Consider the following 20,895-nt stretch of genomic DNA (forward strand, 5'->3'; position numbering starts at 1 on the left):
CCCTACCGTCGAATACGTGACTGTCATCGCCACCGAAAGCCTGAGCAAGCGGTACCCCCGGGTCACCGCTCTCGACCGGCTCACCGTCGACATCACGCCGGGCGTCACGGGCCTGGTGGGTGCCAACGGGGCCGGCAAGTCCACGCTGATCAAGATCCTGCTGGGTCTCTCCCCCGCCAGCGCCGGGAGCGCCCGGGTACTCGGCCTGGACGTGGCCACCGAGGGCGGTGCGATCCGCGAGCGCGTCGGGTACATGCCCGAGCACGACTGCCTGCCGCCCGATGTCTCGGCGACCGAGTTCGTCGTGCACATGGCGCGGATGTCCGGGCTGCCGCCGTCCGCCGCCCGGGAGCGCACCGCGGACACGCTGCGCCACGTCGGGCTGTACGAGGAGCGCTACCGCCCCATCGGCGGCTACTCCACCGGTATGAAGCAGCGCGTCAAGCTCGCCCAGGCGCTGGTGCACGATCCGCAGCTGGTGCTGCTGGACGAGCCGACCAACGGCCTGGACCCGGTGGGCCGGGACGAGATGCTCGGGCTCATCCGCCGGGTGCACACCGACTTCGGGATCTCGGTGCTGGTCACCTCCCACCTCCTCGGCGAGCTGGAGCGCACCTGCGACCACGTGGTGGTGATCGACGGCGGCAAGCTGCTGCGCTCCAGCTCCACCAGCGACTTCACCCAGGCCACCGCGTCGTTGGCGGTGGAGGTCACCGATCACGAGGATCGGCTGCTGGAACTGCTGACGCGGTCCGGGCTGACCGTCCGCCGTGACGGCATGCTGCTGCTGGTCGACGTCGACGCTGATGTCGATGCGGCATCCGACGCCGGCGCGGCCCCGCGGCCGGACGCCGAGCGCGGCGGGAGCGCCTACGACACGGTGCGGGACGCGGTCGCGGAGCTGGGCGTGGGCCTGGTGCGGATGGAGCAGCGACGGCACCGGATCGCCGAGATCTTCCGCACCGGCGCATCCGCCGTCGACGACGCCGCCGACGCCGGTGACTCCACTGCCCCCGGTGCCCCCGGTGACTCCACTGACCCAAGCGTCCCCGGTGTCCCCGGCCCGGACCCGGCACCGGCCCCGGTCTCCGGAAGCCCCGCCCCCGGCCGTCCGAAGAAGGAGGCGTGAGCCGATGACCCGGCCCGACGTCAACGTCATCCACAACATCGGCTACCGCCACTACGACGGGGCCCGCCTGGGCCGGGCCTACGCTCGCCGCTCGTTGTTCTCGCAGAGCCTGCGCGGCGCCTACGGGCTGGGCCGGTCGGCGAAGTCCAAGGTGCTGCCGATGATCCTGTTCGCGGTGATGTGCGTACCCGCCACGATCCTGGTGGCGGTCGCGGTGGTCACCAAGAGCGACGAGCTGCCGGTGGAGTACACCCGCTACGCCATCTACCTCCAGGCGGTCATCGGCCTCTACGTCGCCGCGCAGGCCCCCCAGTCGGTCTCCCGGGACCTGCGGTTCAAGACCGTGCCGCTGTACTTCTCCCGGCCGATCGAGACGGTGGACTACGTGCTGGCCAAGTTCGCGGCCATGGCCTCGGCCCTCTTCCTGCTCACCGCCGCCCCCGTGCTGATCCTCTACGTGGGCGCCCTCCTCGCCAAGCTGGACTTCGCCGACCAGACGGCGGGGCTGGCGCAAGGACTGGTCTCCGTGGTTCTGCTCTCCCTGCTCTTCGCCGGCATAGGCCTGGTGATCGCCGCGCTCACGCCGCGCCGCGGTTTCGGCGTCGCCGCCGTCATCGCCGTGCTCACCATCAGCTACGGCGCGGTCAGCGCGGTGCAGGGCATCGCCTTCGAACAGGGCAGCACCGGTGCCATCGGCTGGCTCGGCCTGTTCTCCCCGATCACCCTGGTGGACGGGGTGCAGACCGCGTTCCTCGGTGCGACCTCGTCCTTCCCCGGCGGCTTCGGCCCGGACGCCGGTGCCGGCGCCGTCCACCTCCTCGTCCTCCTCGGCCTGATCGTCGGCTCGTACGGGCTGCTGATGCGCCGCTACCGAAAGGTCGGGCTGTGACCACCTCCCGTCCGTCGCCCTCCGCCACCCTCCTCAGGAACGGGCCGCGCCGATGAGCACCCTCCGTATCGACAACGTCTCCCGCTGGTTCGGCAACGTGGTCGCCGTCAACGACGTCAGCATGACGATCGGGCCCGGGGTGACCGGACTGCTCGGCCCCAACGGCGCCGGGAAGTCCACGCTGATCAACATGATGGGCGGGTTCCTGCCGCCGTCGAACGGCAGCGTCACCCTCGACGGCGAGACCATCTGGCAGCACGAGGCCGCCTACCGGAAGATCGGGCTGGTGCCCGAGCGGGAGGCCATGTACGACTTCCTCACCGGCCGGGAGTTCGTGCTCGCCAACGCCGAACTGCACGGGCTGGAGCGGCCGGTGGCCGCCGCCCGGAAGGCCCTGGCCACGGTGGAGATGGAAGAGGCGGCCACCCGCCGGATCGCCACCTACAGCAAGGGCATGCGGCAGCGGGTGAAGATGGCTTCCGCGCTCGTCCACGAGCCGTCCGTGCTGCTGCTGGACGAGCCGTTCAACGGCATGGACCCGCGCCAGCGCATGCAGCTGATGGACCTGCTGCGGCGGATGGGTGCCGAGGGCCGCACCGTCCTGTTCTCCTCGCACATCCTCGAGGAGGTCGAGCAACTCGCCGCCCACATCGAGGTGGTGGTGGCCGGCCGGCACGCGGCCTCCGGCGACTTCCGCAAGATCCGCCGGCTGATGACCGACCGCCCGCACCGCTATCTCGTCCGCTCCTCCGACGACCGGCGGCTCGCCGCCGCGCTGATCGGCGACGCGTCCACCGCGGGCATCGAGGTGGACGTCAAGGAGGGCGAACTCCGCATCCAGGCCGTCGACTTCGCCCGCTTCACCGAACTGCTGCCGCGGGTCGCCCGCGATCTGGACATCCGGCTGCTGACGGTCTCACCGTCCGACGAGTCCCTGGAAAGCGTCTTCTCCTACCTCGTCGCGGCCTGAAAGGAGCCCTCAGCGATGTCCTCGCTCTACCACCCGACCGTCGCCCGGCTCACCTACCGGGCGCTGCTCGGCCGCCGCCGCGCGCTGATGCTGGCCGCACTGCCGGTGCTGCTGATCGCCATCTCGGTGGCGGTGCGGGCGATGACCGGTGCCGACGACTCCACCGCGGACGGCATCCTGGGCGGCTTCGCGCTCGCCACCATGGTGCCGCTGATCGGCGTCATCGCGGGCACCGGCGCGATCAGCCCGGAGATCGACGACGGCTCGGTCGTCTACCTGCTCGCCAAGCCGGTCAAGCGCCCCACCATCATCTTCACCAAGCTGCTGGTCGCCATCGCCGTCACGGTGGCCTTCTCCGCGGTGCCCACCTTCCTGTCCGGCCTGATCCTCAACGGCGACAGCCAGCGGATAGCCACCGCCTACACGGCCGCGGCGGCCGTGGCCTCGGTCGCCTACAGCGCGATATTCCTGCTGCTCGGCACGGTCACCCGGCACGCGGTGGTGGCCGGTCTGGTCTACGCGCTGGTCTGGGAGTCGGTCTTCGGCAACCTGGTCGCCGGAGCCCGCACCCTGAGTGTCCAGCAGTGGTCCCTCAGCGTCGCCCAGCGCATCGCGGACGGCGGGGTGGTCACCTCCGATGTCGGCCTCCCGGCGGCCGTGGTGCTGCTGACCGTGGTGACCTGCGCGGCCACCTGGTACGCGGGCCGCAAGCTGCGGTCGCTCACGCTGGCCGGCGAGGAGTGAGCCGGCCAGCGGTCCGCTGAGCGGGGCCGGGGCCTGGGGCCGGGCTGGGGGGCAGGCGGCGACCCCGGCCCGGCCGCCGCCCGCCCGGCCCGCCGCCCGGCCGTACGCCCGCCCGACCGACGGGCGGTCGCCAGGTCGCCGCCGCACGACCGTCCGCCGGGCGCGGCCCCGGCCCCGCCCGCACCGGCACCGGGTGCGCCGCTCAGCCGGCCGCCGCTGCCAGCGCCGCCCGGGCCGCGGCGAGTATCTCGGCGGGCGCCTTGTCCGGGGTGCCGGCGTCGTACGGCGGCTGCGGGTCGTACTGCATCAGCAACTGGGTGGCCCGGGCGTGCGAGTCGCCCGCGATGCGGCCGGCGAGCGCCAGGCCCATGTCGATCCCGGCCGAGACCCCGGCCGCGGTGACGTACTTGCCGTCGAAGACGTACCGGGCCTCGGTGGGGTGCGCGCCGAGTTCGCCGAGCTCCGCCATCCCGCTCCAATGGGTGGTGGCACGGCGCCCCTCGAGCAGTCCGGCCGCCGCCAGGATCAGCGACCCGGTGCACACCGATGCCGTCCAGGTGCTGGTGCGATCGGCCTCCCGGAGCCAGTCGAGGACCGCCGTGTTGGTCAACTGCGGGGCGTAGACCGGGCTACCCGGCACCAGCACGATGTCCGGGTGCGGGACCTCGTCCAGCCCCGCCTCGGCGGTGATCCGCAGGTTGCCGAGCTCGTTGGTCACCGGCCCGGGGCGCTCGGCCACGAAGAGCGTGTCGGACTTCGGCAGGTTGGCGAGCGACTCGTACGGCCCGATCGCGTCGAGTGCGGTGAAGCCTTCGTAGAGCAGGATGGCCGTCTGCATGGCGTACTCCTTGACTGTGGATGGATCGTTCGGTCCCCGCCGGAGGTTCCGGCACCGCTCCGGGGCCGGGTTCCGCTCCGGTTCCGGCTCCGGTTCTGGTTCCGGCTCCGGTTGCGGTCGTGGTTGCGGGGGAGGGGAGGGTGCGTCGGGGGCCGCTCAGGACACCGCGGTGGGACGGAAACGCCGCCGGTACTCGGCGGGGGACGTGCCCAGCGCGCGGACGAAGGCCCGCCGCATCGCCTCCGGCGTCCCGTAGCCGCAGGCCCGGGAGATCTCGGCGACGCCGTCGCCGGAGTCCTCCAGCAGCCGGCGCGCCGACTCCAGCCGTACGCCGTCCACGTAGCGGCCGGGGGTCATCCCGACCTCGTTCCGGAAGGCCCGGGCGAAGTGGCGCGGGGAGAGGTTGGCGCGCTCGGCGAGCGCGGCCACCGACAGGTCGGCGGCCGGGTGCTCGGCGATCCAGCTCTGCACGTCCCGCAGCGGCAGGCGCTGCGCCGTCTGGGCCGCCAACTGGGCGCTGAACTGCGTCTGGTTGCCCGGTCGCCGGAGGTAGACGACCAGGTGCCGGGCGATCCGGAGGGCCGCGTCCCGGCCCAGGTCCTCCTCGACCAGGGCCAGCGCGAGGTCGATGCCGGTGGTGACCCCGGCGGAGGTGGAGACCTTCCCGGACCGGATGAAGATCGGTTCCGGATCGACCTCGACCCCGGGGAAGCGCCGGGCGAGCGAGGCGCACATGGTCCAGTGGGTGGTCGCCCGCACTCCCTCCAGCAGCCCGGCCTCGGCGAGCGCGAAGGCGCCGGTGCAGATCGACACGACGCGCTCCACGGACGGAGCGGTCTCCCGCAGCCAGGCGATGAGCGCCGGGTCCAGGCGGCGGGTCCCGCTGCCCCCGGGCACGATCAGGGTGTGCGGCGCGGGCACGTCGCGCAGCGCCAGGTCGGGGATCACGGTGAAGCCGGCCGAGGTACGGACCGGGCCGCCGTCGAGGGTCGCGGTGAGCACCCGGTAGGCGCCGGGCGATCCGGTCTGGTTCGCGCCCGCGAACACTTCGAGGGGACCGGTGAAGTCCAGGCTCAAGGTGCCCTCGAACAGGGTGATGAGGACGGTCCGTGGCGGCATGGCTCCATCGTGGTTCGGCACCCCGAGGGCAGCAATGCCGAATCTCCCACCTTTTCTGCCATCCGGCGGAGGCGCGGACGGGCGGAGCGGCTGTCCGGACGGCTGCTTACGGTAGGGGCATGACCGATTCCGATGACGTCCGCCGCATCGCGCTGTCCCTGCCGGAGACGGTGGAGAAGGAAGCCTGGCAGATGCCCACCTTCCGGGTCGCCGGGAGGATGTTCGTGACCATCCCGGACGACGAGACCTCCTTCGCGGTGCGCTGCCCCCGGCACGAGCGGGAGGAGCTGATCGCCGCCGAGCCGGAGAAGTTCTGGGTGCCGCCGCACGAGGCGGGCTCCAACTGGGTGCGGGTCCGCATCGCGGCGCTGGAGGACGAGGCGGAACTGCGGGACATCCTGGTCGATTCCTGGACCCAGGCCGCTCCGCCGCAACTGGTCGAGGAGTTCGCCGGCAGCGCGTCCGGCACGGCCTGACGCCCGACCCGCCGGCCCGCGCGCGTGTCCGCCCGGCTGGGCCGGCCGGGGCCGACGGCTCCCGCTCCGGGACCCGGGCGTCCCCCGCACGGGACCCGGGCGTCCCCCGCACGGAGCCCGGGCGTCTCCCGTATGGGGCCGGGCGGCCCCGGTGCCGGGCCCGGGCCCGGGTCGGTGTCTCCCCCCCCCCCGGCGGGGCCGGGGGCGCCCCGGCGCACCGGGGTGCGGGCCGGGCGCCCGCACCCCGGCCCTCGTCAGCGCGCCGTGTAGCGCACCTCGGTGAACGGCCAGTCGGCGGCGAGCCAGGCGGACACGGCCTCGTAGAGCGGGCGGTCCAGCTGGGCCCGGTCCGCACGTACCCAGGAACTCACCCGGGCCACACCCTCCGCTCCGGCCGCCGCGTTCGCCGCGTCCGCCGCGGGGACGGTGTCCTCGCCGGACGCGTGGCGTAGTGGGTAGATGTAGACGCAGCCGATCACCTCGTCGGCACCTCCGGAGCGGCCGCCCGAGCCGCCCTCCGTCCCGGCCCCCGGCTCCCCGGGCCCGTCTCCCGTAGTCCCGGCCCCGGCGTCCCCGGCTCCCGCATCCCCGGCCCCTGCCCCCGTATCCGCAGCCCCCGCGTCCCCCGCGTCCCCGGCCCCGGCGTCCCCTGCTCCGGCCCCCGAGTCCCCGGCGGGGTCCCCGTCCGCGGCGCTCCCGGTCCGGTCGCCGGTCGCGAGCACCGTGTAGGTGAAGCCGGTCCGCCGCTCGAAGTCGGCCGCGTGCCGCTCCAGGTCGGCGAGGTTCGCCTCCAGGGACATGCCGTCGACGGGCGGCCAGCCCCGCCCCTCGAATCCCGGGGTGGTCCGGATGTGCTCGATGCCGGACATCCACGCCGCGTGGTCGGAGGCGTTGTGCCGCGGCGCCAGGGGCTCCAGCCGGAACGCGGCGGTCTCCAGCCGTCGCGGCACGGTGAAGTCGTCGGGAACGAAGGGGGTGTCCGGTGCGGAAGGCGTCATGGCCCGGAGGGTACGTCGTGGTCGGGCAGCCGTCGCGGCCGTTTCCGCCGCCCGCCCGCCCGCCCGCCCAACGCCCGCCGCAGCCGCCCCGCCCCGGGGACCCCGTGCCCCAGCCTCCGCCCCCGCCCCTCGCCTGGACCGAAGCCCCCGCCCTACCCCTCGCCTCGCCTGGACCGAAGCCCCCGCCCCGCCCCTCGCCCCGCCTGGACCGAAGCCCCCGCCCTACCCTTCGCCTCGCCTGGACCGAAGCCCCCGCCCTACCCCTCGCCCCGCCTGGCCTCGCTCCGCCCCCGGCCCGCCCGGCCCCGCCCGGTCCCCCGGCTTCCGCCCGGGGCCGGTGACCGCCGTGGGGTGCCGTCCGGCCACCGCCTAGGGTGATCGGCGGCCCGGGACGACGAGGTCCCGGTGTCCGACGAGCGAGAGGCTCAGAACGTGACTGTCGCACTGTTCACCCTCGGCGGGACGATCGCGATGGGCGGGGTCGCCCGGGACGGTTCGGGAGGGGGTGTGGTCACCCGGCTCACCGGCGCCGACCTCACCGCCGCCGTCCCCGGCCTGGCCGACCTCGGCCTGCCGGTCGAGATACAGGACACCCAGGCCGTCCCCAGCGCCGGACTGACCTTCGGTCAGGTACTCGACCTCCTCGACGACGCGTCCCGCGCGGTGGCGGCGGGCGCGACCGGGGTGGTGGTCACCCAGGGCACCGACACCCTGGAGGAGACCGCCTTCCTGGCGGACCTGCTCTGGCCGCACCAGGCCCCGTTCGTGCTCACCGGGGCGATGCGCAATCCCACGCTGGCCGGCCCGGACGGCCCCGCCAACCTGCTCGCCGCCGCCCGTGTCGCCGCCGCGCCCGAGGCGCGCGGCCTGGGCGCCCTGGTGGCCTTCAACGACGAGGTGCACGCGGCCCGCTGGGTACGGAAGACGCACAGCACCAGCACCGCGACCTTCGCCTCCCCCGATCTCGGCCCCATCGGCCATGTCATCGAGGGGCGGGTCCGCGTCCTGACCGCGCCGCGCCGGCCCGGCCCCGTCTTCCCGCCCCGGCAGTCCGGCTCCGGGCCGCAGGCCGGTCCCGCGCCGGCGGGCTTCGACCGGGAGCGGCTGGCCGCGACCCGGGTGGCGCTGCACACCCTCTCCCTGGACGACGACGGGACGGCCCTGGAGGCCCTCGGCGCCACCCACCAGGGGCTGGTGGTGGCCGGCTTCGGAGTCGGGCACGCGCCCGCCGCGCTGGCCCCGGTCCTGGGGGACCTGGCCGGGCGCATCCCGGTGGTGCTGACCTCGCGCTGCGGCAGCGGCTCGGTGCTGCGGGCGACCTACGGGGCGGTCGGCTCGGAGGCGGACCTGCAGCGCCGCGGCCTGATCAACGCCGGGCTGCTGGACCCCTACAAGGCGAGGATCCTGCTGCGTCTGCTGCTGGCCGCCGGCGCCGGCCGGGAAGCGATCGCCGAAGCCTGCGCGCGCCTCGGCTGAGTCCCGGCGCGGCCCGCGTCGCTCCACCGGGTACCACCGGCGGCGGCCGGGACGCCGAAGACCCCGCGCACCCGGCGCGGGGTCTTCGGTGTTGCGCCGGACGGCGGGGACGCGGCCCCCGCCGGCCCCGGCGTCAGAGCGTGCGGCTGCGGTGCGGGCTGCCCAGCCCCTCGCGGTGGTAGGCGGCGGGCTCGGCCGGACCGCCCGGTTGGCGGCCCACCGCCACGTGGACGATGGATGGGGCTCCGTTCTGCCCGCGCCGCGACAGCATCACCGTCATCACGACGGACGCCAGCGCCAGGACGATCAGTGCGATCAACACTGCGACCATGTCGTACCCCCCTTGTGACGTGTCCGCTCACCGTACTCCCCGCGGACGTCGAAAACCGCTCATCGGTCACGTCAGGTTCCGGACAATCGGGGTGCGCGCAGCCCGTGTTGGCGCACCGGGGACGGTAACTAGCTGACGTATCAGGGGAGTTCGGGGGCGAACATGCGAACGCACGCGCGGCTGTTCGTCGGAACGCGTGATCCGGGCCGGAAGCGCTGTCCCCCGCCTCTACCCACCGGCGATGCTTACCAGGCGCGAGTGAAGGGCTGCAGACCGTTACCGCGTCCCCGGCGGCGGTGCATGTCCCGCCCGTACGTCGGGGTGTCGTCCCACTTGGAGTTCACGTACAAGGAGAAGCATGAACATCGTCACCAGCCTGCTCGCCGGCGTCGTCCACTTCGTGGGCTGGCTCGTCTGACGCGGCAGGATCGCGGGTGGCGCGGCACCGGCTGACCTCCGGTTCCGCGGGCACCGCGAGACGCGCTGTCCGGCCCCGCCCCCCCTGGTCCCACGGAGGGGCGGGGCCCTTCCGGACGCGCCCACCCGGTCGGGCGGCGGCCGGCGGCGGTCGGTGCGCCGGGCCCGGTCAGGCGCTGTGGGCCAGCAGGGTCTCGGCGATGGCCACCTGCTTCTCCTGGAGTTCTCCCTCGTCGTCCTCGTCCTCGAGGTCCCACAGGGCGTTCTGCAGCACCCGGGCGAGGGTCCAGCGCAGCGCCCGCTGCCGGTCCTGACCGGTGATCTCGGTGAGCAGGTCGAAACGGCGGCGGACGGCGCGCGGCACGTCACCGGTGGCGGTGACGTCGTCCCAGCGGTTGTGCAGCGCGGGCAGCAGCTCGAAGCCCGGGTCGCCGGCCAGCGGCTTGGGGTCGATGGCCAGCCAGGGGCCGCGACCGGAGCCCGGGAGCGAGGCGAGCACGTTCTCGTAGTGCAGGTCCCAGTGGAGCAGCCGGTCGCCCGGCTCGCCGCGGACCTCCGCCACCGCCGCGAGGCAGTTCTCCAGCAGCCGGCGGTGGCCCGCGTCGGCCAGTCCGGGCAGCAGGCCGGGGAGGTCGCCGAACAGCCGGTCGGTGACGCCGGCCAGGGTGCGCAGCCCGGCCGGGGCGGGGGCCGCGGTCAGCCGGGCCATGATCTCCGCCAGTTTCATCAGCGCGGCCTGGTCGTCGGGGACGGAGGCCAGTGAGCGGCGGCCGTCCAGCCGCTCCAGCAGCATGGTGCCGCTGGCCGGGTCGTGGTCCAGCAGACGTACCGCCCCGTCGCCGGCCCACTCGCGCAGGCCCGTGGCCTCTCCGGCGGTCTCCTCCGTGACCTGCTGGAACTTCAGGGCCGCCGGCGTTCCGTCCTTGCCGGTGACCGGCAGCACCAGGGCGGCGTACCCGTGCGCGGCGGTACCGTCCGGGCGCAGGTCCCACCGCTCCAGGAACTCCGTGACCAGTTCCGGCAGCGCGGCGATCCACTCCGGCCCGCCGTCATAGTCGTCGTAGTACTCGGCCAGTCGGGCAGGAACCTCGATACGCGTCATGAAGGGGGTGGCTCCTCGTTGCGGTGGTACCGGAACGGACCCTCCGCCCATCCGAGGCACCGGGCCCCGGAGTCGCTCCGCCGCCCGGTCGTCCGCCGATGGCGCGGCCCGGTGCGGTGATCTTACGGTCGGTCGGGGCGGGGCCGCTGCGGGGTCGCGCCCCCGGTTTCCGGAGCCCGCGCCACCCGCCCGCGGACCGGTGCCGGCCACCGGTCGGCCGGGGTGCCGGGCCGGGCGCGGAACGGCCGGCCGCCGCCGGGCGACCGGTCGGGGCCTCGACCGGCCCGGCCGCCCCCGGAGCCGCCCCGGACGCCCCCGCGTCCCCGAACACCCCCGCCGCACCGGGCACTTCGGCCGCCGTGCCGGGCGGACCGGCCCGGACGCATTCGGGACCGGGTCCAGCCACTGCCGGGGGCAGTCCTCCCGGAGTCGGCCCTCCCGGGGGCAGTCGCTCCGGGGCCAGCCCACCCGTGGTCAGTCCACCCGGGGTCAGCCGCTGCCGTGGTCAGCCGCTCCCGGGGGCAGTGGCCCGGAGTCCCGCGCGCCGTACTCCGTGCCGTACTCCGTGCCGTCCTGCGCGCCATCGTGCTCATCGTCGTCCGGGCCGCCGTCGGGGCGCCGGTGGAGGCTGTCCGACACGGTCTCCGCGAACGCCAGCGCCGCCGGGCTCAGCGCGTCCCAGCGGCGCACCGCCCAGCCGGCCGCCAGTGGGGGGAGCCCGGGGATCGGGATCAGCCGCAGGTCGCGGCGGGCGCTGCGGTGCCAGCCCGGCAGCGCGGGCACGACCGCGTGGCCCAGGCCGAGTTCGGCGAGCAGGATGGCGGTGTCCCAGTCGGCGACGCTGGTGGTCGACACCGGTTCGGTGCCCTGCCGGGTGAGGTGTTCGTCGAGCCGCAACCGGGAGATGGAGTTCTCCGGCAGGCGTATGTGGCGGATCGCGGCGAGTTCCCCGGGGCCGATCTCGGTGCGGTCGGCGAGCGGGTCGTCGGCCCGGACCGCGAGTACCCAGGGCAGTTCGGTCACCGGCCGCTGCTCCACTCCGCGGACCGGCGGGCGGATGGTGATCCAGGCCAGGTCGGCTGCGTTGGCGGCGAGCGCCTCCAGGCAGGCGCGGGTGGAGTTCTCGGTCTGGAACTCCAGGCTGACGTGCGGGTGCCGGCGCCGGAAGGCCACCACTCCGGCGGACATGAAGTGCCGGACGGTCGTCGCCCCGGTGGTGATCCGCACCGTGCCGCCGCCGCCCTGCCGCATGTCGCGCAGCCGTCGCAACGCCTGGTCCAGGCCGCCCAGTCCGTCCGCCGCCGACCGGTGCAGCACCCGGCCGGCCTGGGTGGGGGAGACCCCGCGCGGCTGGCGCTCCAGCAGGGTGAGGCCGAGTTCCCGCTCCAGGCGCCGGACCCGCTGACTGACCGCCGACTGGGTGCAGCCCAGTTCACGGGCGACGGCGCTGAGGCTGCCGGAGTCGCAGACGGCGACGAAGGCGCGGAGATCGTCCAGGGTCACCGGCACAAGCTACAGCTTGAGGGTGTGGGAGGAGCCCCCAGGGAGGACTTGGGGACGGGGCGGACGAACCGGGGTATGGCGACCGGGGCGGCCGAGGGCGCGCGGGAGGGCGCCGGGGCCTTCCCCGCGGAGCCGGAAGCTACGCGCGTAACTGAGCTTAACGACCTGTTCATGCCAATGACCGACGGGAGGTTGACGCTTGTCAGGTACTCGCCGAACCCTATGGGGGCGCCACCTCGTTTTCTGCTCCGACTCCCCCCAATCCGCAGCTCGTTGACGGGCTGTCACACCCCGGAGGACCGCATGCGCCGGTTGACCACCAGCCTCGCCGCCACCGCGATCACCGCAGCCGCCACCGTGGCCCTGGCCTCGCCCGCGCAGGCCGCCCCCGCCGACAAGCCGCAGGTGCTCTCCAGCTGGACGCAGACCAGCGCGAGCAGCTACAACGCCTGGCTCAGCGCCCGCAACAACCAGGGCGCCTGGTCCGCCTACGCGTTCAACTGGTCCACCGACTACTGCAGCACCTCCCCGGACAACCCGTTCGGCTTCCCGTTCCAGCTCTCCTGCGCCCGCCACGACTTCGGCTACCGCAACTACAAGGCGATGGGCTCCTTCGACGCCAACAAGTCGCGGCTGGACAGCGCCTTCTACGAGGACCTGAAGCGGGTCTGCAACCGCTACAGCGGCGCCACCAAGACCTCCTGCAACGGCACCGCCTGGACCTACTACCAGGCCGTCAAGATCTTCGGCTGAGCCGCCGGCCGCAGGTACCCCGGCCCTCGCGGGGCAGCGGCGTGGACCGCCGCCGCGCCCCCGGCGCCCGTCGCACGGCGCCGCACCGGCCACGGTCCACCAACCACCGGGAACGGCCGCATCCGCGCCCGGTGGCGGACCGTTCCACGGGTCCGACCGCACCGGATCCGGGCGGAGGCCCGCCGCGTCGAGGCGCGGCGGGCCTCCGGCGCTGTCCGGCGCGGCCCCGCCGGGCGGCAGGGGACCCCGGGCTCAGGCGCCCGGGAACAGCCGCTCCAGGACGAGCGCGATGCCGTCCGCGTCGTTGGAGGCGGTGATCTCGTCGGCGACCGCCTTGAGTTCCTGGTGCGCCCCGGCCATCGCCACCCCGTGCGCCGCCCAGCCGAACATCGGGATGTCGTTGGGCATGTCACCGAAGGCGATGGTCTCGGCGGCCTTCACGCCCAGGCGGCGGGCGGCCAGTGACAGCCCGGTCGCCTTGCTGAGGCCCAGCGGCAGCAGCTCCACGATGTCCGGGCCCGACACGGCCACCCCGACCAGGCCGCCGGCCACCGCCGTCGCGGCCCGGGCCAGCTCGTCGTCGGCCAGCCGGGGATGCTGGATGTAGAGCTTGTTCAGGGGCGCGGACCAGACGTCGGCGGGATCGGTGAAGGCCCGGTAGGGCAGTTCCCCGTCCACCGTGCGGTAGCCGGGGCCGACGAGCACCTCGCCGTCCAGCCCGTCCCGGCTCGCGGCCAGCAGCACCGGGCCGACCTCCGCCTCGATCTTGGCGAGGGCCAGCCCGGCGAGCTGCCGGTCCAGGGTCACCGAGGTCAGCAGCCGGTGCTCACCCGCGTGGTACAGCTGTCCGCCCTGGCCGCACACGGCGAGGCCGCGGTAGCCGAGGTCGTCGAGTATGTGCCGGGTCCAGGGCACCGACCGCCCGGTGACCACCAGATGCGCGGCGCCCGCCGCGGTGGCCGCGGCCAGCGCGTCCCGGGTGCGCCCGGAGATGGTCTCGTCGGAGCGCAGCAGCGTCCCGTCCAGGTCCGTCGCGACCAGCCGGTACGGCGGCCGGTGCTCCGGCCCGCTGCCCGGACCGGGGCGGGCGGCCGGGTCGCCGCCTTCCCCGCCGGCCCGGCCGCCGGTGGCCGGGCCGGGGCCCGGGTGCGCGGCGGCGCTCACTTGGCGACGGGTTCCAGGAGCTCCCGGCCGCCCAGGTAGGGCCGCAGGACCTCCGGAACGCGGACCGAGCCGTCGGCCTGCTGGTGGTTCTCCAGCAGCGCCACGATGGTGCGGGGCACCGCGCACAGCGTGCCGTTGAGCGTGGCCAGCGGACGGACCTGCGGCTTGCCGCCCTCCCCGGCCTCCCGCATCCGCACCGACAGGCGACGCGCCTGGAACTCGTCGCAGTTGGAGGCGGAGGTCAGCTCGCGGTACTTGCCCTGCGTGGGGATCCACGCCTCGCAGTCGAACTTCCGGGAGGCCGAGGCGCCGAGGTCGCCGGTGGCCACGTCGATCACCTGGAACGGCAGCTCCAGGCCGGTCAGCCACTGCTTCTCCCAGTCCAGCAGCCGCTGGTGCTCGGCCTGGGCGTCCTCCGGCGCGACGAACGAGAACATCTCGACCTTGTCGAACTGGTGGACCCGGAAGATGCCGCGGGTGTCCTTGCCGTAGGTGCCCGCCTCGCGGCGGAAGCAGGGCGAGAAGCCGGCGTACCGCAGCGGCAGCTTCTCCGCGTCGAGGATCTCGTCCATGTGGTAGGCGGCGAGCGGGACCTCGGAGGTGCCGACCAGGTAGTAGTCGTCCTTCTCCAGGTGGTACACGTTCTCCGCGGCCTGGCCGAGGAAGCCGGTGCCCTCCATGGCGTGCGGGCGCACCAGCGCGGGGGTGAGCATCGGCACGAGGCCGGCCGCGGTGGCCTGGGCGATGGCGGCGTTGACCAGCGCGAGTTCCAGCAGGGCGCCGACGCCCGTCAGGTAGTAGAAGCGGGAGCCCGACACCTTGGCGGCGCGCTCCACGTCGATGGCGCCCAGCGCCTGGCCGATCTCCAGGTGGTCCTTGGGCGTGAAGCCCTCGGCCTCGAAGTCGCGGATGGTGCCGTGCGTCTCCAGGACGGCGAAGTCGTCCTCGCCGCCGACCGGCACGTCCGGGTGCACCAGGTTGCCGAGCCGGCGCAGCAGGGCCTGGGCCTCCTCCTTGGCCTGGTCCTGCTCGGCGTCGGCGGCCTTGACGGCGGCGGACAGCTCGGCGGCCTTCTTCAGCAGCCCGGCCTTCTCGTCGCCGGCGGCCTTGGGGATGAGCTTGCCGAGCGACTTCTGCTCGGCGCGCAGCTCGTCGAAGCGGACGCCGGAGGCCCTGCGCCGCTCGTCGGCGGAGAGCAGTTCGTCGACGATGCCGACGTCCTCTCCACGGGCGCGCTGGGAGGCGCGCACACGGTCGGGGTCCTCACGGAGCAGGCGAAGGTCAATCACCCCCCCAGGTTACCGGGGCGGAGCGTGGCGGCTCGACCCATATCGCGGCGCATTATTTGCCCGGTTTATACCGATTGGGTATTGCGCTCGCCACGGTTCGGTCACGAGTGCCGCGGCGGGGCGGGCGGGGGTCGGCGAGGGGGTGGGCCCAGGGTTCGGCGGGACGGGGAAACGCCGGAATTGCGCGCCGCCCGGACCGTCAAGGGAATTCCCGTGCATTCGCCGAAAAGGGGCATAGGGTGCTTGTCGTGCTGACCGGGCTTACCGTACTCCCTTGCGGTCGCGCGGAGTTGGGCCCCCGCTGAGGGGGTGTCCCGTCCCTCGCTTGTCCACAGGGGCTGTGGGTGGTGCGGCAGGTTATCCACAGCCTGTGTGTGAGTTCTGTGGATGCCGGAATTGATCATTCCGTCTTGTCGGAGATGACATGGGGATTCCCGGACCAAACCATCCGACCCCACTCTTTCGGGTGGGAGTGATTAATTTCCGGTGACCCTAAAGGGGTGATCTTCGGAATTCGGATGACGCCCCGGGGAGGAGCGCCGGGTGCGGGCTGTGGACACGCGCGGGTGGCACGGGGGTACGTTCGGTGACGCGGCGCCGCCGCCGGGTGGATCTGTCGACTTTTCCCCAGCCCGGGAGCCGCCCCTGTGGATAACTTCGCCACTCCTGGGGATAACGCCGTGACGCTGTGTGCGGCCCGTGGCCGCAACGCCGCCGCCCCCGGCGCCGGGCGCCCGAGGCCCGTCAGGTCCGGCCGTCCTGGCAGCGGGCCAGCCACTCCGCCGCCGCCACGAACTCCTCGTCCGAGGTGCCCGGCCGCAGCGGGCCCACCATCGACGGGTCCACGCCCGCCCGCGGATAGGAACCCAGGAACCGCACCTTGGGGCAGATCCGCTTGAGACCCATCAGCACCGAGGCCACCCGCCGGTCGTTGATGTGCCCCTCGCAGTCCACCGAGAAGCAGTAGCGCCCCATGCCCTGACCGGTCGGACGGGACTCGATCCGCATCATGTTCACGCCTCGGGCCGCGTACTCCTGGAGCAGTTCCAGCAGCGCACCGGGATGGTCGTCGCCGAGCCAGATCACCACCGACGTCTTGTCGGCCCCGGTCCACGCCGCGGGCCGGGCCGGCCGGCCCACCAGCACGAACCGGGTGACCGCGTTCTCCGCGTCGTGGATCTCCGAGACCAGCGGTTCGAGGCCGTACCGGGGGGCGGCGAACTCACCGGCGAACGCCGCGTCGTAGCGGCCCTCCTGGACCAGCCGGGCCCCGTCCGCGTTCGACGCGGCCGACTCCCACTGGGCGTCCGGCAGGTGTGCCGCCAGCCAGTTGCGGACCTGCGGCTGGGCCACCGGGTGGCCGGTCACGGTCTTCACGTCCGTCAGCCCGGTGCCGGGCCGGACGAGCAGGGCGAACGCGATGGGCAGCAGCACCTCGCGGTAGATCATCAGCGGTTCACCGGTGGCCAGTTCGTCCAGGGTGGCGGTGACGCCGCCCTCCACGGAGTTCTCGATGGGCACCAGCGCCGCCGCGGCGGAGCCCGACCGGACGGCGTCCAGCGCGGCCGGCACGGAGACCATCGGGACCAGTTCACGGGTGGCGGCCTCGGGCAGTGTGCGCAGCGCGGCCTCGGTGAAGGTGCCTTCGGGACCGAGGTAGGTGTAGCGGCTGACCGACATCACGGTGGGGCTCTCCCTGCGGATCGGACGAGTGCCCCACGATACCCACGCACACCGGGCCCCCGGACCGCCGTCCACGAAGCGGTCCGCCGCCCGGCGGCGGCGCCGCGGGCACCGGCGGCCGGGTGCCCGTGGCCCGGCACCGGCGGCCCGGTGCTGGCGGCCGGGTGCCCGCGGCCTGGCACCAGCGGCCGGGTGCTGGCGGCCCGGCCCCGGCGCCCGGCCCCGGCGTCCGGCTGGCGCTCGCGATCCGGCCTGGCGCTCGCGGTCCCCGCCGGCGCCCGCGGCTCCGGCCCGGCGCACCGGTGGCCGCGCTGCACCGCCGGCGGGCGCTCCGGCGGCCGGTCAGCCCTCCAGCAGCGGCTGCCCGACGTACGAGCCCGGCTTCGGGGCGGGTGGCACCGCGAACAGACCGCTCGCCTCGTGCCGCAGGAACCGGGACAGCCCGTCGCCCCGGTCCAGCTTCCGCTGCACCGGCACGAACCCCTTCATCGGATCCGCCTGCCAGGCGATGAACAGCAGACCCGCGTCCGGCGCCCCGTCGTCCAGGAAGCCGTCGTGGTACGAGAAGGGACGCCGGAGCATCGCCGCGCCCTGGTTGGACTCCGGCGCCGCCACCCGTACGTGGGCGTCCCCCGCGATGGCCAGCGCGCCCTCGGGGGTCATCTTCGTCAGGTCGACCGGGGTGGTCTCCGAGCCGCCGGACAGCGGCGCCCCGTCCGCCTTCCGGCGGCCGATGACCTTCTCCTGCCGCTCCGTCGACAGGTTGTCCCAGGAGTCCAGGAGCATCCGGATGCGCCGCACGACGGCGTACGAGCCGCCGGCCATCCACTCCGGCGCGCCCCGGTCCGGCACGAACACCCGCCGGGCGAAGTCCGGATCGGACGGGGCGGGGTTGTTCGTGCCGTCGACCTGGCCCATCAGGTTGCGGGCGGTCATGGGCCGGGCGGTGGCGCCGGGGGTGCGGTTGAAGCCGTTCATCTGCCAGCGCAGCCGGGCCGTCCCGCCCGCGTCCCGCTGGACCGCGCGCAGCGCGTGGAAGGCGACCAGCGCGTCGTCCGCGCCGATCTGCACCCACAGGTCGCCGTTGCTGCGCCGGCCGTCGAGGGCGTCGGCGGAGAAGTCCGGCAGCGGCGCCAGCGCCTCCGGCAGTGCGGCGCCCAGCCCGGTCCGGCCGAAGAAGCTCCGGCCGAAGCCGAAGGTCACGGTGAGCGAGGACGGCCCCGCGTCCAGCGCGATCCCGGTGTCCGCGCCCCCGGCCTGCGGCTCGCCCGCCATCAGCCGCTCCGCCGTCGCCGTCCAGCGGCGCAGCAGGGCGATCACCGCCCGGCGGTCGGCGCCCGGCGCCAGGTCGAAGGCGAGCAGGTGGCCGCGCGCCTGCAACGGGGTGGTGATGCCCGGCTGGTGCCGGTCGCCGCGGAACGCCACCGAGGTGGCACCGATGCTGCCGAGCGGCGTCGGCGCCTCCTCGCGCACCGCCTCGGCGCCGAACGCGCCCGCCGCGCCGCCCGCGACCAGTCCGGCCGCCCCGGCGGCGCCCGCGGTGCCGATCAGCCGGCGGCGGGTGACGGCCGGCCGCTCGGGCCGGTCGGCCGGCTCGGTCTCCCCGCCGGTCCGCGGCGGCCGGATCCCCCGCCGCGGGTCCGGCCCCTGCCGCCCCGGCTCGCCGCGCTTCGTCTGCCGCGGGTGCTGCTGGTTCTTCTGCTGTGTCATCGGCCGACCTTCACGGTCTCGATCTCTGTCACCTGGTCGATGTCGGAGGTCCGTACGGTCATGGACACCTGCCAGGACCCCGGCACGGGCAGCTGGTACCCGGTCGCGCTCCAGTGCCCGGTGGACAGGTGCTCCAGCGGCACCGGCAGCGGCCCGATGTCCTGCTCGCGCTGGGTGAACGACATCTTGAGCTCCGCCACGTCCACCGGTCGGCCGGCCGCGTCGGTGACGTAGACGTGCACCTCGTTGTCGCCCTTGCGGGCCGGGTCGAGGGTGACCTCGGCGGTGCCGCGGCCGCTCTTGCTGCCGGTGTCGTACGGGATCTTCACGGTCACCGGTCCGGCGACGGGGGCGGCGCCCCGGGCGGCGGCCTGCTCGGTCTCGGCCCGGCCCGGCTGGGTGCCGGTGAGCAGGGTGGTGACCGCGAGCAGCACCACCGCCACGGCCGTCTCGGCGAGCACCGAGCGGCGCAGCGCGGTGCGCCCCGGGTCGCTGTCCCGGCGGCGCTGCGAGGCCGTCCGGTCCCTCGCGGCCCGCTGCCGGGCCAGTTGGGCGGCGCGTACCGGGTCGGCGGCGTCCGTCCCGTCCGGGCCGGCGCCGCTGCCCGCCCCGGTCGCCGGGCCCGGGTCCGTCGCCGTTTCCGGGGCGGCCTCCGACGCGGCGTCCGGGCCCGGGTCCGCCGCGGTGGTGTCCGCGGCGGTCAGGTCCGGGCTGGTGTCCGCCGCGAGGGTGTCCGGGCCGGTGTCCGGGGCAGGGGTGTCCGTCGCGAGGGTGTCCGGGCCGGTGTCCGCGGCAGCGGTGTCCGGGTCGGTGTCCCGGGCGGCGGTCGCGGTGCCGCGGCCCGCGGTGGCCACTCCACCGCCGCCCGCGCCCGGAGGCGTGCCCGCGGCCGCCCCGCTCTCCGTTGCCGCCCCGCTCTCCGCGGCCGCCGGTCGCGGCTCGGGACCGGTCGCGGGCCCCGGCTCCGGACCGGTCGCGGGCTCCGGCGCCGGGTCGGTCAGCCGGGCGGTCCAGCGGCGGGACACCGCGGCCAGGCCCACCAGCACGGCGACCAGCGCCACCTTCAGCAGCAGCCACCGCCCGTACTCCGTGCCGGTCAGCGCGTCCCAGCTGCCCACCTGCCGCCAGGACTGGTACAGGCCGGTGCCGACCAGGACCAGCACCGCGCCGAACGCCGTCCGGGAGAACCGCCGCACCTGCCGGGCGGTGATCGGTTCCCCCGCGCGGAGGGTCACCAGCAGGGCCACCAGGCCCCCGAGCCAGACCGCCACCGCGAGCAGGTGCGCCACGTCGACGGGCATGGCCAGCCAGGGCTGGATGCCGACCGAGGCGTGCTCGGCCATCGCCCAGGTCGCGCCCAGCCCGGCCGCCACCACGGTGCCGCCGACGGCGAGGCCGAAGGCCAGGTCCCGGCGGGCCCTCGGGTCGGCGTCCGCGCCGGCGGCCCGGGTCTGCCGCGCGTACGAGCCGAAGAGCACCGCCAGGAACACCGCGGCCGCGCCGAGCAGCAGCAGCCGGGAGAGCAGCGCCGCGCCCGGCTTGGTGGACAGCACCTCGTCCAGCCCGCCCAGGTCGAAGGCCGCGCCGATCCCCTCCCCGCCCGCGTACGGGCCGCGCAGCAGCAACAGCAGCAGCGACGCGGCGAAGAGCGTGACCCAGCCGCTCGCCGCCACCCGCGCCACCGGGCGGGAGCCGCGGCACACCCCGGCGAACAGGCAGCCCCCCACCAGCAGCACGAAGCCCGCGTAGGCGGCGTACCGCCCGATGCCGTACAGCAGGTCGACCGTGGCGTCCGGCTCGGCGCTCGTCGGCACCGACACGGTGGTCTTCGAGGGCGCCCCGATGGAGAAGGTGAACGCGCCGCCCACCGGGTGGCTGTCCTCCGACACCGCCTTCCAGGCCACGGTGAAGGTGCCGTCCGGCAGCCCGGTGTGGAGCGCGACGGTGGCGGTGGACGATCTGCCGTCCACATGGCCCGGTTCGCCGGAGTCCACCCGCTTGCCGCGCGGGTCGAGCACCCGCAGCGAGTCGTCGGACAGCAGCACCCCTTCGGAGAAGGTGAGCGTCACCCGCTTCGGGGCGGCCTGCAGCACGCTGCCCTCGGCCGGGTCGGTGGAGGTCAGCGCGGCGTGGGCGGACGCGGGCCCGGCGCCGGGACCGAGCACCGAGAGCAGGGCCAGGAGCAGCGCCCCGAACAGGGCCGGCAGTCGCCGCCCCGCCCGCCGCGGCCGGTCCGTGGACCGGCCGGCGGCCGGGGCGAGGCGGGTCGGGCGGGGGGTCGCGCGGGGGGTCATCGGCTGTCCG

General features: G+C 74.8%; 18 protein-coding genes. 7 read left to right on the forward strand and 11 right to left on the reverse strand.

Annotated features, from left to right (window positions below):
- The first annotated feature begins 16 nt into the window (after positions 1 to 16).
- The 4 genes from ACH4B3_RS14300 to ACH4B3_RS14315 are packed head-to-tail and all read left to right on the forward strand — an operon-like array spanning position 17 to position 3,732.
- Positions 17 to 1,129 (forward strand): ABC transporter ATP-binding protein, encoded by a 1,113-nt coding sequence (locus ACH4B3_RS14300; RefSeq protein ID WP_398463109.1) that lies wholly within the window; start codon positions 17 to 19, stop codon positions 1,127 to 1,129.
- Between the two features lie 4 nt (positions 1,130 to 1,133).
- Positions 1,134 to 2,018: an ABC transporter permease gene (locus ACH4B3_RS14305; protein ID WP_398463110.1), complete on the forward strand. Its 885-nt coding sequence runs from the start codon at positions 1,134 to 1,136 to the stop codon at positions 2,016 to 2,018.
- Positions 2,019 to 2,070: 52 nt separating this feature from the next.
- The gene (locus tag ACH4B3_RS14310) at positions 2,071 to 2,988 is read left to right on the forward strand and encodes an ABC transporter ATP-binding protein (RefSeq protein WP_398463111.1); all 918 of its coding nucleotides are present in this window, start codon (positions 2,071 to 2,073) and stop codon (positions 2,986 to 2,988) included.
- 15 nt (positions 2,989 to 3,003) lie between these two features.
- A complete protein-coding gene (locus ACH4B3_RS14315) occupies positions 3,004 to 3,732 on the forward strand; it encodes an ABC transporter permease (protein ID WP_398463112.1) in 729 nt (242 codons plus the stop codon).
- A 202-nt stretch (positions 3,733 to 3,934) separates the two neighbouring features.
- Here the strand turns inward: ACH4B3_RS14315 and ACH4B3_RS14320 are convergent, their stop codons facing one another.
- Positions 3,935 to 4,570, reverse strand: a complete 636-nt coding sequence (locus ACH4B3_RS14320; RefSeq protein WP_398463113.1) for a DJ-1/PfpI family protein — start codon at positions 4,568 to 4,570, stop codon at positions 3,935 to 3,937.
- Positions 4,571 to 4,726: 156 nt separating this feature from the next.
- Positions 4,727 to 5,689 (reverse strand): GlxA family transcriptional regulator, encoded by a 963-nt coding sequence (locus tag ACH4B3_RS14325; protein ID WP_398463114.1) that lies wholly within the window; start codon positions 5,687 to 5,689, stop codon positions 4,727 to 4,729.
- A gap of 119 nt (positions 5,690 to 5,808) precedes the next feature.
- Here ACH4B3_RS14325 and ACH4B3_RS14330 point away from each other — a divergent pair, with 119 nt between their 5' ends.
- Positions 5,809 to 6,165, forward strand: a complete 357-nt coding sequence (locus ACH4B3_RS14330; protein ID WP_398463115.1) for an MmcQ/YjbR family DNA-binding protein — start codon at positions 5,809 to 5,811, stop codon at positions 6,163 to 6,165.
- A 254-nt stretch (positions 6,166 to 6,419) separates the two neighbouring features.
- Here ACH4B3_RS14330 and ACH4B3_RS14335 read toward each other — a convergent pair whose 3' ends face one another.
- The gene (locus ACH4B3_RS14335; protein ID WP_398463116.1) at positions 6,420 to 7,163 is read right to left on the reverse strand and encodes a hypothetical protein; all 744 of its coding nucleotides are present in this window, start codon (positions 7,161 to 7,163) and stop codon (positions 6,420 to 6,422) included.
- A gap of 432 nt (positions 7,164 to 7,595) precedes the next feature.
- Between ACH4B3_RS14335 and ACH4B3_RS14340 the strand changes: the two genes are divergently transcribed.
- Positions 7,596 to 8,639, forward strand: coding sequence for an asparaginase (locus tag ACH4B3_RS14340; RefSeq protein ID WP_398463117.1), 1,044 nt, complete (start codon positions 7,596 to 7,598; stop codon positions 8,637 to 8,639).
- Positions 8,640 to 8,772: 133 nt separating this feature from the next.
- Here the strand turns inward: ACH4B3_RS14340 and ACH4B3_RS14345 are convergent, their stop codons facing one another.
- The 3 genes from ACH4B3_RS14345 to ACH4B3_RS14355 all read right to left on the reverse strand — a co-directional run bounded on the left by ACH4B3_RS14345 (position 8,773) and on the right by ACH4B3_RS14355 (position 11,992).
- Positions 8,773 to 8,970 carry a hypothetical protein gene (locus tag ACH4B3_RS14345; RefSeq protein ID WP_398463118.1) on the reverse strand — a complete coding sequence of 66 codons (198 nt, stop codon included), beginning with the start codon at positions 8,968 to 8,970 and terminating at the stop codon, positions 8,773 to 8,775.
- 586 nt (positions 8,971 to 9,556) lie between these two features.
- Positions 9,557 to 10,489, reverse strand: a complete 933-nt coding sequence (locus ACH4B3_RS14350; protein ID WP_398463119.1) for an aminoglycoside phosphotransferase family protein — start codon at positions 10,487 to 10,489, stop codon at positions 9,557 to 9,559.
- Between the two features lie 489 nt (positions 10,490 to 10,978).
- Positions 10,979 to 11,992 carry a LysR family transcriptional regulator gene (locus ACH4B3_RS14355; RefSeq protein WP_398463120.1) on the reverse strand — a complete coding sequence of 338 codons (1,014 nt, stop codon included), beginning with the start codon at positions 11,990 to 11,992 and terminating at the stop codon, positions 10,979 to 10,981.
- A 303-nt stretch (positions 11,993 to 12,295) separates the two neighbouring features.
- Here ACH4B3_RS14355 and ACH4B3_RS14360 point away from each other — a divergent pair, with 303 nt between their 5' ends.
- Positions 12,296 to 12,745 (forward strand): phospholipase, encoded by a 450-nt coding sequence (locus ACH4B3_RS14360; protein ID WP_398463121.1) that lies wholly within the window; start codon positions 12,296 to 12,298, stop codon positions 12,743 to 12,745.
- Between the two features lie 252 nt (positions 12,746 to 12,997).
- On the opposite strand, the gene ACH4B3_RS14365 is transcribed toward ACH4B3_RS14360, so the two are convergent.
- The 5 genes from ACH4B3_RS14365 to ACH4B3_RS14385 form a co-directional block, all read right to left on the reverse strand.
- Complete coding sequence (locus tag ACH4B3_RS14365) at positions 12,998 to 13,786, reverse strand: HAD family hydrolase (RefSeq protein ID WP_398463174.1); 789 nt, start codon at positions 13,784 to 13,786, stop codon at positions 12,998 to 13,000.
- A 119-nt stretch (positions 13,787 to 13,905) separates the two neighbouring features.
- Positions 13,906 to 15,198, reverse strand: a complete 1,293-nt coding sequence (serS, locus tag ACH4B3_RS14370; protein WP_398463122.1) for a serine--tRNA ligase — start codon at positions 15,196 to 15,198, stop codon at positions 13,906 to 13,908.
- A gap of 744 nt (positions 15,199 to 15,942) precedes the next feature.
- On the reverse strand, positions 15,943 to 16,878 hold the full coding sequence (pheA, locus tag ACH4B3_RS14375; protein WP_398463175.1) for a prephenate dehydratase: 936 nt from the start codon (positions 16,876 to 16,878) through the stop codon (positions 15,943 to 15,945).
- Positions 16,879 to 17,223: 345 nt separating this feature from the next.
- Positions 17,224 to 18,591 carry an iron uptake transporter deferrochelatase/peroxidase subunit gene (efeB, locus tag ACH4B3_RS14380; RefSeq protein WP_398463123.1) on the reverse strand — a complete coding sequence of 456 codons (1,368 nt, stop codon included), beginning with the start codon at positions 18,589 to 18,591 and terminating at the stop codon, positions 17,224 to 17,226.
- Complete coding sequence (locus tag ACH4B3_RS14385; protein ID WP_398463124.1) at positions 18,588 to 20,885, reverse strand: FixH family protein; 2,298 nt, start codon at positions 20,883 to 20,885, stop codon at positions 18,588 to 18,590. Before ACH4B3_RS14385 ends, efeB begins: the two co-directional genes overlap by 4 nt.
- Positions 20,886 to 20,895 lie beyond the last annotated feature (10 nt).

The sequence above is a fragment of the Streptomyces sp. NPDC018031 genome (assembly GCF_044327625.1).
GTDB lineage: Bacteria > Actinomycetota > Actinomycetes > Streptomycetales > Streptomycetaceae > Streptomyces.